At 73.3% G+C, this 15132-nt stretch carries 13 protein-coding genes; 7 read left to right on the top strand and 6 right to left on the bottom strand.

The window, feature by feature from the left end:
* The first annotated feature begins 8 nt into the window (after window positions 1-8).
* Complete coding sequence (locus ASD16_RS20055) at window positions 9-1694, top strand: ribonuclease J (RefSeq protein ID WP_055922119.1); 1686 nt, start codon at window positions 9-11, stop codon at window positions 1692-1694.
* Window positions 1695-1747: 53 nt separating this feature from the next.
* On the opposite strand, the gene ASD16_RS20050 is transcribed toward ASD16_RS20055, so the two are convergent.
* A complete protein-coding gene (locus tag ASD16_RS20050) occupies window positions 1748-2662 on the bottom strand; it encodes a DMT family transporter (protein WP_055922116.1) in 915 nt (304 codons plus the stop codon).
* A 61-nt stretch (window positions 2663-2723) separates the two neighbouring features.
* On the bottom strand, window positions 2724-3674 hold the full coding sequence (locus ASD16_RS20045; RefSeq protein WP_055922113.1) for a GlxA family transcriptional regulator: 951 nt from the start codon (window positions 3672-3674) through the stop codon (window positions 2724-2726).
* A gap of 70 nt (window positions 3675-3744) precedes the next feature.
* Between ASD16_RS20045 and ASD16_RS20040 the strand changes: the two genes are divergently transcribed.
* On the top strand, window positions 3745-4497 hold the full coding sequence (locus tag ASD16_RS20040; protein WP_055922110.1) for an MBL fold metallo-hydrolase: 753 nt from the start codon (window positions 3745-3747) through the stop codon (window positions 4495-4497).
* Window positions 4498-4500: 3 nt separating this feature from the next.
* On the opposite strand, the gene ASD16_RS20035 is transcribed toward ASD16_RS20040, so the two are convergent.
* The 3 genes from ASD16_RS20035 to ASD16_RS20025 form a co-directional block, all read right to left on the bottom strand.
* Entirely contained in the window at window positions 4501-5613 is a 1113-nt protein-coding gene (locus tag ASD16_RS20035; RefSeq protein ID WP_055922108.1) for a winged helix DNA-binding domain-containing protein, read from the bottom strand.
* A 50-nt stretch (window positions 5614-5663) separates the two neighbouring features.
* Window positions 5664-6437, bottom strand: a complete 774-nt coding sequence (locus ASD16_RS20030; RefSeq protein ID WP_162250324.1) for a hypothetical protein — start codon at window positions 6435-6437, stop codon at window positions 5664-5666.
* A gap of 147 nt (window positions 6438-6584) precedes the next feature.
* Complete coding sequence (locus tag ASD16_RS20025) at window positions 6585-7163, bottom strand: TetR/AcrR family transcriptional regulator (protein WP_055922102.1); 579 nt, start codon at window positions 7161-7163, stop codon at window positions 6585-6587.
* A 76-nt stretch (window positions 7164-7239) separates the two neighbouring features.
* On the opposite strand from ASD16_RS20025, the gene ASD16_RS20020 reads away from it, so the two are divergent.
* From ASD16_RS20020 to ASD16_RS20010, 3 genes are all read left to right on the top strand, one after another.
* A complete protein-coding gene (locus ASD16_RS20020) occupies window positions 7240-7650 on the top strand; it encodes a hypothetical protein (RefSeq protein ID WP_055922101.1) in 411 nt (136 codons plus the stop codon).
* Between the two features lie 64 nt (window positions 7651-7714).
* On the top strand, window positions 7715-10378 hold the full coding sequence (locus ASD16_RS20015) for a DNA translocase FtsK (protein WP_082571024.1): 2664 nt from the start codon (window positions 7715-7717) through the stop codon (window positions 10376-10378).
* A complete protein-coding gene (locus tag ASD16_RS20010; RefSeq protein WP_055922098.1) occupies window positions 10375-12573 on the top strand; it encodes a bifunctional diguanylate cyclase/phosphodiesterase in 2199 nt (732 codons plus the stop codon). The genes ASD16_RS20015 and ASD16_RS20010 overlap by 4 nt, the downstream gene beginning before the upstream one ends.
* On the opposite strand, the gene ASD16_RS20005 is transcribed toward ASD16_RS20010, so the two are convergent.
* A complete protein-coding gene (locus ASD16_RS20005; protein ID WP_055922096.1) occupies window positions 12563-13882 on the bottom strand; it encodes a CapA family protein in 1320 nt (439 codons plus the stop codon). The two genes, ASD16_RS20010 and ASD16_RS20005, sit on opposite strands and share 11 nt — an antisense overlap.
* Before the next feature lie 55 nt (window positions 13883-13937).
* Here ASD16_RS20005 and pgsA point away from each other — a divergent pair, with 55 nt between their 5' ends.
* Together pgsA and ASD16_RS19995 are read left to right on the top strand one after the other, a co-directional pair.
* Entirely contained in the window at window positions 13938-14531 is a 594-nt protein-coding gene (gene pgsA / locus ASD16_RS20000) for a CDP-diacylglycerol--glycerol-3-phosphate 3-phosphatidyltransferase (protein ID WP_055922093.1), read from the top strand.
* 1 nt (window position 14532) lies between these two features.
* Window positions 14533-15030, top strand: coding sequence for a CinA family protein (locus ASD16_RS19995; RefSeq protein WP_055922090.1), 498 nt, complete (start codon window positions 14533-14535; stop codon window positions 15028-15030).
* Window positions 15031-15132: the final 102 nt, after the last annotated feature.

Genomic DNA, 15132 nt, shown 5'->3' with positions numbered 1-15132 from the left:
GGAGTCACATGAGTCACCCGCATCCCGAGCTCACCCTGCCGCCGGCACTGCCGGACGGCGCCCTGCGCGTCGTCGCACTGGGTGGGCTCGGCGAGGTCGGCCGCAACATGGCCGTCCTCGAGCACGCCGGACGTCTGCTCGTCATCGACTGCGGCGTCCTGTTCCCCGAGGACCACCAGCCCGGCGTCGACCTGATCCTCCCCGACTTCGAGTACATCAAGGACCGGCTCGACGACATCGAGGCGATCATCCTCACGCACGGGCACGAGGACCACATCGGTGCCGTCCCGTACCTGCTGCGCCTGCGCAAGAACATCCCTCTGGTCGGCTCCAGGCTGACGCTCGCGTTCATCGAGGCGAAGCTCAAGGAGCACCGCATCCAGCCCGTCACGCGCGAGGTGCGCGAGGGGCAGACCGCGAGGTTCGGCGGGTTCGAGTGCGAGTTCGTCGCCGTGAACCACTCCATCCCCGACGCGCTCGCCGTGGCCGTGCACACCGCCGCCGGCACCGTGCTGCACACCGGCGACTTCAAGATGGACCAGCTGCCGCTCGACGGCCGGATCACCGACCTGCGCGCGTTCGCCCGGCTCGGTGAGCGTGGCGTCGACCTGTTCATGGTCGACTCGACCAACGCCGAGGTGCCCGGGTTCGTGGCGCAGGAGCGGGGGATCGGCCCGGTCCTGGACCAGGTCTTCGCGGACTCCACCAAGCGGATCATCGTCGCGTCGTTCGCGTCCCACGTGCACCGCGTCCAGCAGGTGCTCGACGCGGCCTACACGCACCAGCGCCGCGTCGCGCTCGTCGGCCGGTCGATGGTCCGCAACATGGGCATCGCCGCCGACCTGGGGTACCTCAAGGTGCCCGAGGGCGTGCTGATCGACCTCAAGCAGGTCGACACCCTGCGCGACGACGAGATCGTGCTCATGTGCACCGGCTCCCAGGGTGAGCCGATGGCCGCCCTGTCCCGGATCGCCAACAACGACCACAAGGTCTCGGTCGGCCCCGGCGACACCGTGATCATGGCGTCGTCGCTGATCCCCGGGAACGAGAACGCCGTCTTCCGCGTGATTAACGGCCTGACCCGGCTCGGCGCGCGCGTCGTGCACTCCGGCAACGCCAAGGTGCACGTCTCCGGGCACGCCAGCGCCGGCGAGCTCCTGTACTGCTACAACATCCTCAAGCCGCGCAACGTCATGCCCGTGCACGGCGAGATCCGGCACCTCGTGGCCAACGCGGCGCTCGCGGTGCAGACCGGCATCCCGGCCGACCGGGTGGTGCTCGCCGAGGACGGTGTGGTGGTCGACCTGATCGACGGCCGCGCGCGGATCGTCGGTGCCGTGCCCTGCGGATACGTGTACGTCGACGGGTCCAGCGTCGGGGAGATCACCGAGGTCGAGCTCAAGGACCGCCGGATCCTCGGCGACGAGGGCTTCATCTCGATCTTCGCGGTGGTCAGCTCCGCCGACGGCAAGGTGCTCGCCGGCCCGCAGATCCACGCCCGCGGGTTCGCCGAGCAGGACGCGGTGTTCGACGACATCCTCCCGGAGCTCACCGCGGCGCTGGAGGAGTCGGCCCGCAACGGCAACTCCGACGCGCACGTCCTCCAGCAGGTCATGCGTCGCGTCGTCGGGCGCTGGGTGTCCAACCGCCTGCGCCGCCGGCCGATGATCATCCCGGTGGTCGTCGAGGCCTGATACGCCCGGACCGTTCGGCCCCGTTCTGCCACGCAGGGCGGGGCCGTCGTTCGTCAGGTCGGGGTGACCCTGACCTCGTCGGCCGTCGCGACGTCGTCGGCGGTCGGTGCCACGGAGCGCGGTCGCCTCGAGGCTGCTGCCGAGCCGACGAGGATGAGGGCCGTCGCCGCGAGCACGGTGATCGTGATCGCCTCGTCGAGGACCAGGGCACCGAGCGCCACGGCCACGACGGGGTTGAGGTAGGCGACGAGGGTGGAGCGGGCGGCGCCGACCTCGACGATCAGCCGGAAGAACAGCACGAACGCCAGCGCGGTGCAGAGCGCGCCGAGGCCGACGAGGGCCAGGACCGCGTCCACGGGTGGCCACTCGTGGGGACCGGTCACGAGCACGACCGGCGCGTAGGCGAGCGCGGTGATGCCCAGGCAGGTGGCCGTCAGCGGGATGGCGGGCACGTCACGCAGCGCACGGTCCGCGATGATCGGGGCGGCCGCGTACCCGAGGGCCGCGAGGAGCACCTGGGCGACGGCCCACGGGTCCCCACCTGCTGCCCCCGGGCCGAGGAGCAGCGCCACGCCGCCGAGGCCCACGAGCAGGCCGACCCAGCGCACGAGTGCCACGGGACGGCGGTCGCCCACCAGCCGGCCGAGGATCACCGCGGCGATCGGCACGGTCGCGACGAGCAGTCCGGTGGTCGAGCTGGACAGCGTGCGTTCGGCGTTCGACAGCAGGATCCACGGCAGCACGATCTCGAGCACCGCGAACCCGAGCACCGCCGGCCAGTGGCCGCGCAGCACCCGCAGGCCACCGCCGCGCAGCGCGAAGGGCAGGAGCAGCAGGGCGCCGAGCGCGGTCCGCACGAACACGACCATGACCGGCGTGACGTCGGTGACGGCGATCTTGATCAGCAGGTACGGGACGCCCCAGATGACTCCGACGGCGACCAGGAGGATCCAACCGCGGCGGCTCACGAGGGCATCGAGAGAGAACGGGAACGCATGACGCCACCGTAGGACCGACCACCGACATGATTTAGGGGGACGTGCGGAACGCCGCCCGGTGCTGGCGGGGGCTGGTGCGGAACGCGCGTGCGAAGTGCTGCCGCAGCGCCGCCGACGAGCCGAAGCCTGCGGCCGCAGCGACGTGCTCGACGGGCGCGTCGGTCGACTCCAGCAGCACGCGGGCGCGCACCAGGCGCTGCAGCAGGAGCCACTGCGACGGGCTCGCGCCGGTCCGTGCGCGGAACTGGCGCGTGAACGTCCGCCGCGACAGGTGCACGCTCTGCGCCCAGGTGTCCAGGTCCAGCGGCGCGTCGAGCCGCGCGGTCGCCCAGCCCATCGCGACCTCGACCGGGTCCGCCGAGGGGGTGGGGGACATCGGCGCGGGGATGTACTGCGCCTGGCTCCCGTCCCGGTGGGGTGCCAGCACGAGGGCTCGCGCCACGTCGGCGGCGAACGCGGCGCCGTGGTCGGTGCGCACGACGTGCAGGCAGCAGTCGAGCGCGGCCGCGACCCCGGCGGAGGTGACCACGTCGCCGAGGTCGCACCACAGCACGTCGGACCGCACGGCCGCCGACGGGTGCCGGCGGGCGAGCTCGGGTGCCGCGGACCAGTGGGTGGCCACCTCGCGGCCGTCGACGAGCCCGGCCGCCGCGACGACGAACGACCCCAGGCAGAGACCGACCACGCGGGCCCCGCGGTCGTGGGCGCCGCGGACCGCGGCGAGCAGCGCGTCGGACGGGTCGCGGTCGATCCGCCAGCTGGGGATCACGACGGTCTGGGCCTCCGCGAGGGTGTCCAGACCGCGCGCGACGAGCAGGTCGTAGCCGGCGTCCGTGGCCAGCGCCCCGGGCTCCTCGGTGCAGACGGTCACCCGGTAGCGGGGGGTCGGTGCGCTGCGGGAGCGTGCCGCGAAGACCGTGGACGGCACGGACAGGTGGAACGGGCTGATCCCCGGGAACGCGACGACGGCAACCTCGTGCATGGCCCGATCCTAGCGACCGGCGTCCTGCGGGCCACTGGTCGTTCCCCACCGGCACCCCGAGGCTGGTCGCATGACCTCGATCACCGCGACCTACGTCGGCGGACCCACCCTGCACCTGACCTACGCGGCCCGGTCGTTCCTGACCGACCCGACGTTCGACCCGCCGGGGGAGTACCCCGGCACCGGCACGACGCTGCGCAAGCTCGTCGGGCCGGCCGTGTCGCCTGCGGAGCTCGGCCCGGTCGACGTCGTGCTGCTCTCGCACGACCAGCACGCGGACAACCTGGACCATGCCGGCCGGACCCTCCTGGCGTCGGTGGCGTCCGTCCTGTCGACGCCGGACGCGGCCGCCCGGGTCCCGGGCGTGCAGGGCCTCGTCCCGTGGGAGCAGGCGACCGTCGGGGCCGTGACGGTGACCGCCGTCCCGGCGCGGCACGGTCCGGAGGGTGCCGAGCCGCTCAGCGGGGTGGTGACCGGGTTCGTGCTGCAGGCCGAGGGGTGGCCGACGGTCTACGTGTCGGGCGACAACGCGTCGCTGGACGTGGTCGACGAGATCGCGCGACGCGTCCCCGGTATCGACCTCGCCGTCCTGTTCGTCGGCGGCGCCAACGTCGGCCGGTTCGGCGCCGAGCCCCTCACGCTCGACGCCGCGCGAGCGAGTGCGGCAGCGGACCTCCTGCCGGGCGCGCGCATCGTCCCCGTGCACCACACCGACTGGGCGCACTTCGTCGACCCGCTCACCGCCGTCGAGGAGCGCTTCGCGGCGAACGGTCACCGGGACCGGCTCGTCGTGCTCGAGCGCGGCCGTCGGACGGACCTCTGAGCCTCACGCCGGCGTCATGCCTCGGAACTCCGCGAGCCGCTCGTGCTCGACCCCGACGGCGGTCCTGGTGCGGCCCGACCAGGGCACCCACTCGTCGAGCTCGAGCGCCAGCTGCTTGCCCTTCGCCCGCGGTCGCCACGTGCCGACGATCTCCCCGTCGGCGAGGACCGCGCCGGGCCGGCCGATGGTGGGCCAGAGCGGCTTGTGGTGGGCCTTGTCGGGGACCAGGAGGTCGCGGTCGCGTCCCTGGAGGAAGAGGTCGTACGGACCCAGCAGTCGCACGAGCGGCTCGTGCGGCGGATCCTGGAGCGCGGCCAGGTCGGCGTCGAGGATGCTCGCACCGTCCCGGTCGACCTCGACGGCGTCTTGCGGCCACCGGGCCTTCACGTCCCGGACGGTCGAGTCGAGGAACACCGCGGCCTGCTTCGGCGTGACCGGCCCGAGCAGGTGCAGGAGGCCGCGCAGCACGTCCCACGGTCCGTCGTCGCTGTCGTCCGCTCGCTCGACGTTCCCGACCTGGCTCGCGGGCCAGCGCGGGATCCGGCGCACGACGGGCGGGGACGTGTACGGCTCCAGCTCGAGGCCCGCGTGCAGCGCGGCGAGCCGGAACGGCATCTCGTACATGTGGGTGGCGTGGCAGGCCGCGCACCAGCGCAGATACGGCTCGGGCAGCTCCGCGGTCATCCGGGTGGAGAGGGTCCCCTTGACCATCGGCTCGTCGACGACCTCGCGCATCGTCCGGGACACGGTCGCGAGCGCGTCGAGCACGGGGATGCCGGCGCTCGCCAGAGGTGCCGAGGCGTTGATGACGCGTTTGGCGGCATCCGCCTCGGACCAGGGGCGCAGCGCCTTCTCGACGGCGGGCAGGTCGGCGCGGCGGTAGGCGTGGGGCGAGGCGCGCAGGGTCCACGCGAGCGCGAGCTCAGAAGGCCAGTGGTGCGCGGTCACGGGGACACCGCGCAGGGCGAGCGCCCAGAGCGCACCGTCCGGTCCGGTGTCCTGGACGCCGAGGTCGAGGAGGGCGGCGTCGTCGGGGCGACGGTCCTTCCTCGGCGACCGGTCGAGCTGCTGGGCGTGCACGCGGTAGCGCAGCACCTGTGTTCGGCTCACGGACATGGAACCACCGTGGCACGTGCCTCCCACACCGGCAGGTCCGGCTTCGCGGCTCAGAGACCGTGCTGTGCGACCAGTGCCTCCAGCTGGTCGCGGTGCCCCTCGACGAACTCCTGCTGCACGGCGTGCCACGCGGTCCGGGTGGTGTCCTGGTACCCCGTCGAGGCACGGCACGTGAGGTCGGCGACCGCCAGGGCGATCTCCGCCTGCTGGACCTCGTCCGTGGTCAGGGTCCCGCCCCGGGTTGCGGCCGCCGCCTGCTCCTCGGCCTCGTCCGGCGACCCGACGTCGTAGCCGGCGTCGCCCATGCACGCGGACCACGCGGCGTCGGCCACGTGCACGCGGGGGTCGCCGACCGTCGCCAGCACCCAGCTGTCGAGCTCGGCGTACAGGTCGGCGAAGTCCGGGTCGTCCCGCCAGCTCTCCGCGGGCTCCTCGACCTCGGCCGTCGCACACGCGTCGAGTGCCGTGTCGTACCTCTCGCGGTCCGCTTCGGACAGGGTGCGGACGAACGCGGCGTTGAGCTCCGCCGTGCTCGCCGTGGAGATGCTCAGGCCGCCGTACCCCCACGCGCGGGCGAACGGCAGGGTGTCCTGCGTGAGCTCGTGGTTCGGGTCGTCGGGCCAGTACATGAACCCCGCGTCGGCCACGCACGCACGCGTCCGGTCCTCGTTCACCTGCGTCGCGAGCCGTGCGTCGACCTGGTCGAGGTAGGCCCAGAGCGGTCCGGGTGCGGGTCGCTCGACCGGGGGGACGGCTGGTGGCACCGCCTCCGCGGCGGCCTGGGCGCAGCCCGCGGCGAGCGTCACGACGGCCAGAGCGCTCACGACGGCGGTCCGGTGCGGCACGGTGTGACTCCCGTCGTCCGGCGACGGGCCGCGGTGCCGGTCGCGCCCTGCCGACCCTAGCGGCGGTACGGGACGGCCGTGGGCGGTTCGGGCGGTTCGTCGGTCGCGCGACCCACGTGCCCGGTGTCAGCCGTCGAGGATCGCCTGGCCCGCGGTGCGCAGCACGTGCACGTACCGCTGCTCGGCTCCGGCCGGGAGCAGCCCGCCGAGCTCGAGCTCGACCAGACCGTGCACGACGGCCCACAACCCGAGCGCGGGTTCCTCGGCGGCGGCGGAGTCGGACCCGAGCACGCGGGCGACCGCGTCGCGCAGCACCTGGAACGTCGCGCTCGCGGTCGCCGGTCCGCGGGTCCCGTCCTGCAGCCCGGCGCCGCTCGCGCCGAACATGACCCGGTAGAAGTGGGGGGCGGCCAGGGCGTTCTCCCGGTAGGCGAGCCCGAGCCCGAGCAGGTCCGCGCCGGGGTCTGCCGTGCGGGGGACCGCCGCCAGACGCGCGGCGAAGCGCGCGAACGCCTCGTCACCGACGGCGCGCACGAGGTCGTCCCGGCTGCCGAACAGGGAGTAGACGGCCGACGGCGACGTACCCGCGCGGGACGCGAGGTCGCGGACCGTCAAGCCGGGTGCACCGGAGGTCGCCACGATCACCGACGCCTCGTCGAGCAGGCGGGCGCGCAGGGCGTCGTCGTGCACGCGGGGACGGGCCATCCGGTGAGTCTAGAGGCCTTGACGAACGTTTGCGAACGATGTTCTATAACAGTGTTCGCAAACGAGGAGGACCGCCATGATCGAACTCACCGACGCCGCTCGCGTCACCGCCGGCATCGTCGCGCTCTCGGTGGTCGCGATCGAGTCCGGCGGCGCCTTCCTGCTGCGCGTCGTCACGGGCAAGGAGCAGGCCACCGACTTCCAGAAGAGCTTCTTCCGGGCCGGGCACGCCCACGCGGGCGTCCTGGTGACCCTCGGGCTCGTCTGCCTGGTGCTCGGCGAGGCCACGACGCTGACGGGCTTCTGGCGGTGGCTCGCGCAGACGGGCGTGCTGCTCGCGGCGATCGTCATGTCCGCCGGGTTCTTCCTCGCCGCGATGGGACGCGGTCGGCAGGAGCCCAACCGGGCCGTGGTCCTGCTCGGCGTCGGCGCCGTCCTGCTCGCCGCAGGGGTCGTGACCTTGGGTGTCGGTCTGCTGCTCGGGTGAACGCGCGCCCGACACGCGCCCGACGGTCGACGTGTCACGGGTGGCCCCGACTAGTTTGAGGACCATGGCGACTCGCACGTCCACCCCTCGCGCCCGCTCCGGTGCGCCGGCGACGTCGCGCGCGTCCGGCAAGACCGGTGGCACCTCCCGGCCGCAGGGGCGCAGGCCCGCAGCCCCGCCGCCGCGACCCGCCCTGCCGGTCCGCATCGTCAAGGGCATGTTCATGGGCACCGCCCACCTCGTCGGCGGGACCGCGCGACGCGTCGGGCACGGCGCCCGGGACCTCGACCCGGCCCACCGCCGCGACGGTCTGGCGTTCACGCTCCTCGGGCTCGCGATCGTCATCGCCGCGCGCGAGTGGTGGGACCTGTCGGGCACCGCCGGTGCCGTGGTGCACAACGTCGTGGCCGGCACGTTCGGCAAGGTCGGCGTCGCGGTGCCCCTGGTGCTGCTCGGGCTCGCCCTGCGGCTCATGCGCCACCCGGAGCGCGTCGAGGCCAACGGACGCATCGTCATCGGGATCGGCGCCATCACGCTCGCCGTCTGCGGCCTGGTCCAGATCGGCGCCGGGCTGCCCGGGACCGACGACATGGCGGCGCTGCGTCTGGCCGGCGGGATCGTCGGGTTCCTCGTCGGCACGCCGCTGGCCAGCCTGCTCACGCCAGGGGTGGCCGTCGCGCTGCTGATCCTCCTGGCGTTCTTCGGGGTCCTCGTGGTCACCGCGACCCCCGTGCACCAGATCGTTCCCCGACTGCGCGGCGTGTACGACAAGCTCACCGGGAACACCCGGAAGCCCGCCGAGGAGCCCGAGGACGACGCACCGCTCGTCATCAACGCGGGGCACACGGCGGTCGCCGAGATCGAGGCGCCGCCCAAGCGCAAGCTGCTCGGCCGACGACGCAAGCGCGCCGACCAGACCGACGAGCCGGACGACACGCGGCTCGACGCGTACGACGGCGACGAGGCGTTCGAGCGGGCTGCGATCGTCGCGGCGGCCGAGGCCGAGGCGGAGGCCCAGGCGGCGCGTGACGCGGCACCCGACACCGTGCCGACGACGGTCGTGAGCACCAAGGCGCCGCTGCGTGCCCCCGAGCCGACGCCCGTCCCGCGCGGCGAGCAGCCGATGCTCGGGGGAGACGTCCTCTACACGCTCCCGGCCGAGGACGCCCTGGCCAAGGGCGCGCCGCACAAGGTGCGGTCGGCCGCCAACGACCGCGTGGTCGAGTCCCTCACCTCCGTGCTCGAGGCGTTCGAGATCGACGCGCAGGTCACCGGCTTCACGCGGGGTCCGACCGTCACGCGGTACGAGGTCGAGCTGGGCCGGTCGGTCAAGGTCGAGCGGGTCACGGCGCTGAGCAAGAACATCGCCTACGCGGTGGCCAGCGCCGACGTGCGCATCCTGTCGCCGATCCCCGGCAAGTCCGCGATCGGCATCGAGATCCCCAACACCGACCGCGAGACCGTCTCGCTCGGCGACGTGCTGCGCTCCAGCGCGGCCAAGCGCACCGAGCACCCGATGGTCATCGGCGTCGGCAAGGACGTCGAGGGTGGGTACGTCGTCGCCAACCTGGCGAAGATGCCCCACCTGCTCGTCGCCGGTGCCACCGGTGCGGGCAAGTCGAGCTTCGTCAACTCGATGATCGTCTCGATCCTCATGCGCGCCACGCCCGACGAGGTGCGCATGGTGCTGGTCGACCCCAAGCGCGTCGAGCTCACGCTGTACGAGGGCATCCCGCACCTCATCACGCCGATCATCACGAACCCCAAGAAGGCCGCCGAGGCGCTCGAGTGGGTGGTGCGCGAGATGGAGGCGCGCTACGACGACCTGGCGAACTTCGGGTTCAAGCACATCGACGACTTCAACACCGCGGTCCGCGCGGGCAAGGTCAAGCCGCTGCCGGGCTCCGAGCGCAAGATCGCGACCTACCCGTACCTGCTCGTGGTCGTCGACGAGCTGGCCGACCTCATGATGGTGGCGCCGCGCGACGTCGAGGCGTCCATCCAGCGCATCACGCAGCTGGCCCGCGCCGCCGGCATCCACCTCGTGCTGGCCACCCAGCGCCCGAGCGTCGACGTCGTCACCGGCCTGATCAAGGCCAACGTGCCGTCGCGCCTCGCGTTCGCGACGAGCTCCCTGACCGACTCCCGGGTCGTGCTCGACCAGCCCGGCGCCGAGAAGCTCATCGGCCAGGGTGACGCGCTGTTCCTGCCGATGGGTGCCGCCAAGCCCATGCGCACGCAGGGTGCCTGGGTCTCCGAGTCGGAGATCCACGCGGTCGTCGAGCACGTGAAGAAGCAGCTCAAGCCGGTGTACCGCCAGGACGTCACCGCGGCGCCGGTCAAGAAGCAGGTCGACGAGGACATCGGCGACGACCTGGACCTGCTGCTGCAGGCCGCGGAGCTCGTGGTCACCACGCAGTTCGGCTCGACGTCGATGCTGCAGCGCAAGCTGCGGGTCGGGTTCGCCAAGGCAGGTCGCCTCATGGACCTGCTGGAGTCGCGCGAGATCGTCGGTCCCTCCGAGGGCTCCAAGGCCCGCGAGGTGCTGGTGCAGGCGGACGACCTGCCGGGCACGCTGGCGATGCTGCGCGGCGCGCCCGGCGAGGACGAGGCAGACCGCTACGCGACCACGGACGGTGCCCTGCCGGGCGAGCCGCCGGTGGCGACCGACTACTTCGACGGTGCCGAGGAGGACGACGCCGGACGCTGGTCCGGCGGGGGTCGGTGAGCGACGTGTTCGCGGACCCCTGGGGGGTCGTGAGCACGGTGATCGCGGGCGTCGCCGTCCTGGCGCTCGTCGCCGTCCTCATCCTGCTCGGCCAGCAGCGCGCGCAGGTCCGGCGGGCGAACGAGCTGCTGGAGCTGTCGCGCGAGCTGCGGCACCGGTACGACGCGCTGCAGGCCGTGACCAAGGAGGGCGTCCTCGTCCAGTCGCTGGGGGGCCGCGTGCTCGACATATCCGAGCGGGCGGCGGCGATCCTCGGCGTCGACGCCAGGGCGTCCGTCGGCAGGTCCGTCGGCGACCTGCCGGTCGTGCTCGTGAACGAGATGGGCCTGGCGATGAACCCGGCCGCGGTCCTGGGCCACCGGTCGGGCGTGGCCCGCGCCGGGTGGACGGTCGACTCCGAGCTCGTCGGCGTCGCGCTCCCCGGCACGGACACCACCCAGGCGCGCATGGTGCAGGTGGCCAGCCAGCTGGTGCCGGCCGGGGACGGGGACGCTGCGGCGGTGCTCACGACCCTCGTCGACGTCACGGGCCGGCGCGAGGTCGAGGCCGCGCTGACCCGCAGCGAGATGCAGTTCCGGGTCGCGATGGAGAACGCGCCGATCGGCATGGCGCTCGTGGACCTCGAGTGGCGGATCGTGGAGGCCAACGCCGCGTTCGCCGAGCTGCTGGGCACGAGCGTCGGTGCCCTGCGGGGGTATCGCATGGAGGACCTCAGCACCCCGGAGGGCCGGTCGGCGGAGCGGCTGGAGGTCGACCACCTGCTCGGTGGCGGGCAGCACCGGTTCTCCCTCGAGAAGCGGTACCAGCGCGCCGACGGCCACCAGGTGTGGGTCGCGCTGGACGCCGCGCTCGTGCGCACCCCGACCGGCGCGCCGGACCACTTCGTCGTCCAGGTGCGCGACTCGACGGAGTCGCGGCTGCAGGCGGAGATGCTCACGCACCGGGCGATGCACGACCCGCTGACCGGGCTGGCCAACCGCACGCTGCTCCAGGAGGTCCTCCAGTCGGTGCTGGAGCAGCCGGGAGTCGTCGACCGGGTCGCGGTCCTGGCCTGCGACCTCGACGGGTTCAAGGAGATCAACGACCGCTACGGCCATGCCGCGGGCGACGAGGTGCTCGTGCACGTCGCCGGTGTGCTGCGGGCTGCGACCGCGCGCCGGGGCACGGTGGCCCGGCTCGGCGGCGACGAGTTCGTCGTCGTCGTGCAGGACCTCGACGGCCCCCGCGCCGTGTTCGAGGTCGCCGCCGCCATCCACGCGGGGCTGCAGGAGCCGGTGCGGGTGGCGCGTCGACGCCTCAACGTCGCGGCCAGCATCGGGATCGCGCTGGCCGACCCCGACTCGATCGAGGGGGGCGCGCCGGGCCTGCTCGCCGCCGCCGACGCCGCGCTCTACCGGGCCAAGGGTGCGGGCCGCGGACGGACCGAGGTCTACGACGCGTCGATGGCCATGGGCTCGCCCTCGGACCTGCACCGCGAGCTCGCCGCCGCCATCGCGGAGGACCAGCTCGTGGTCCACTACCAGCCCATCGTCGACCTGGCCGACGCGCGGGTGGTCGGGTACGAGGCCCTCGTGCGCTGGGAGCACCCGACCCGAGGGCTCCTCCTGCCGGCCTCGTTCCTCAGCCTGATCCAGGAGGCGGGCATGTCCGTCGCCCTCGGTCAGCTGGTCGCCCGCCGCGTGGTCGAGTTCGTGGCGTCCATCCATGACCGGACCCGGTGGGTGTCGGTGAACGTGTCCGCCGACCAGCTCGGGGACGGGGAGTTCGCGACGACCCTGCTCTCGGAGATCTCCCGGCACCGGCTCACCGCCGGCCGGATCGTCGTCGAGCTCACCGAGTCGTCGCTGGTCGCGTCGGGCACCCGGATCCGCCACGAGCTGACCCAGCTGTCGGCGGCGGGCGTGCCGATCCTGCTCGACGACTTCGGCACGGGTGTCTCACCGTTGTCCTACCTGCGGGACCTGCCCGTCGCGGGTGTGAAGCTCGACATGTCGTTCACGTCCGGCATCCCCGAGGACCCGACGGCGGGCAAGGTCGCCCGGGCGCTCGGCGCGCTGGCCCGCGAGCTCGCCATGGTGACGATCGCCGAGGGGATCGAGCACGAGGAGCAGGCCCAGTACCTGCACCGCAACGGCTGGCGCTACGGACAGGGCTGGCTCTACGGCAGCGCCCAGCCGGGCGACATCACCGGCTGACGCGGGCGACGACGCGCGGGGCCGACCCGGTCGGCGTCGACGGGATGGTGCGTTCCGGAGCCTGGGTGCCGGCCGCGGCGGCGGCACGCGACCTCCGGTCCGCCACCTGCCCGCCGCTGAGCGACCCGGCGCCGGCCGGGATGTCCACGAGGGCGTGCACCTCGTGCCCGCCGAGCCGGTCGACCGTGATCGGTGTCCACTCGACTCCCGTCACCCGCGCGGGTCCGGGGGTGCGGCCCTCGGCCGGGAACGCGCCCGTGGCACTGACGTGCGCGGAGAGCAGCAGGCCGGAGTCGGTGTTCTCCGCGCAGCACGCGCCGTCCTGGTTGGACAGGTAGTTGCCGAGTCCGTACGCCACCCACATGCCCTCCCCGCGCGGGCCGCCGCTCAGGTGCACGACCGGCTGGGGGACGTGCGCGTGGTGGCCGATGACCAGGTCGAACATCCCGGAGTCTGCGAGCTGCTGGTCCACCAGGACCTGCTCGGGTGACGGGTCCGTGCGGTACTCGACACAGCAGTGGACGCTCGCGATCACGATGTCGGCCCCGGCAGCGCGGGCCGCGGCTGCCTGCGTGACCATCGCCGGGACGTCGATGCGGTCCACCGACCACGGCTTGCCCGCGTCGACCGGCATCCCGTTGGTCCCGTAGGTGGCAGCGACGTGCGCCACCGTGAGCGTCCGACCGGCACGGTCGAGCGTGTACAGCTGCGGCTGCGACTGCTCGCCCGCGCTGCGGGCAGTACCGACGTGCCCGAGCCCCACGGCGTCGAGCGCGTCGAGGGTTGCCGTGATCCCGGCGAAGCCGCGGTCGACGGAGTGGTTCGACGCCGTCGAGCAGCCGTCCCAGCCCTGGTCCCGCAACCCGGACGCGATCGCCGACGGTGCGCCGAAGAGCGGGTACCCGCTCGGCGGGGTGCCGGACGGCGCCACGGGTACCTCGAGGTGGCACAGAGCGAGGTCGGCGCCCTGGACCCAGGGGTCGAGCGGTCCGAGCAGCGGCCCGAAGTCGTAGGTGCCGTCGGAGGTGCGGGCGCTCGACAGGACCGGCAGGTGGGGGAGGACGTCGCCCGTGGCGACGATGGAGAACTCCGCGTCCGGGTCGGGTGTCGGCGTGGGGGCCGGGGCCGGGGCCAGGGGCACGCTGGGGACCGGGGTCGCCGACGGGATGGTGACCGGTGCGACAGCGCCCTGCTCGCTCGACGGTCGCAGCGCCGCCGCAGCCGCACCGAGGCTGGCGGCCACGAGCAGGAGCACGGTGAGGCCGACGACGACGGGCGTTCGTCGTCCGGCGCGGACGTGTCGGGTCACACGCGGACTCTAAGGGGTGAACGAGGCATCTCCTGCGCCCCTCTAGGCTGTCCGGGTGGTCGACGCCGTACCCTCCGCCTGGAACCTGGCGAACGTGCTCACGGTGCTGCGCATCGCGCTGGTGCCGTTCTTCGCCTGGGCTCTCCTCGCCGACGGCGGGCACACCACGACCGGCCGCCTGATCGCGACGGCGCTGTTCGTGGTCGCGGCCGCGACCGATCGTCTCGACGGCTGGCTCGCCCGCCGCTCGGGCCAGGTCACCGACCTCGGCAAGCTGCTGGACCCCATCGCCGACAAGGTCCTCATCGGCACCGCTCTGGTCCTGCTGTCGTGGCTCGGGGACCTGCCGTGGTGGGTGACCGTGATCATCCTCGTGCGCGAGCTGGGCATCACGGCGATGCGGTTCTTCCTCCTGCGCTACGTCGTCCTGCCCGCGTCGCGCGGCGGCAAGCTGAAGACCGTGCTCCAGTCGGTGGCGATCGGCCTGTACCTCCTCCCGCTCGACGCGCTTCCCTCGTTCGTCTCGGTCGCCGCGGTGATCTTCATGGGCGCTGCCCTGGTGGTGACGGTGGTGACCGGCCTCGACTACGCACGGACGGGCCTGCAGATCAAGCGCGCGGCCAGCCGGCCACCCGCCGCCGGGCTGTGACGTGTCCGTCGCCTCCGACCTCCTCGCGGCGCTCGGTGCCCGCGGCTGGTCGCTGGCCGTCGCCGAGTCGCTGACCGGGGGGCTCGTCTGCGCCGCCCTGGTCGACGTGCCGGGGGCGTCGAGCGTCCTGCGGGGCGCGGTCGTCGCCTACGCCACCGACCTCAAGGGCACGCTGCTCGACGTGGACCGCGCGCTGCTCGATGCGCGAGGAGCGGTCGATCCCGACGTCGCCGTCGCGATGGCGCACGGCGTCCGGGCACGGCTGGGAGCGGACGTCGGGCTCGCGACGACCGGGGTGGCCGGACCGGACCCCCAGGACGGGCAGCCCCCTGGGACCGTGCACGTCGCGGTGTGCACACCGGACGGCACGACCGTGCGGTCGCTGCTGCTCGCGGGACGACGCGGGGAGGTCCGCACCCGCTCGGTGGACGCCGTGCTCACCCTGGCTGTGGAGACACTGAGAGCCGATCGGGGTGAATCTCCGGCGTCGGCTAGGTAGCGCACCCCACGAGCGGGAACACTGTGGGGTATCACATCGTTGGAACGACCGTGATGAGCACTCGACCTCCGGCACGACGCATGCCTTCGCGTGTCGGCGGTG

The sequence above is a fragment of the Cellulomonas sp. Root485 genome (genome assembly GCF_001426705.1).
Taxonomy (GTDB): Bacteria; Actinomycetota; Actinomycetes; order Actinomycetales; family Cellulomonadaceae; genus Cellulomonas.
Note: the sequence above shows the minus strand (reverse complement) of the source record. Positions and strands in the feature narration are given on the sequence as shown.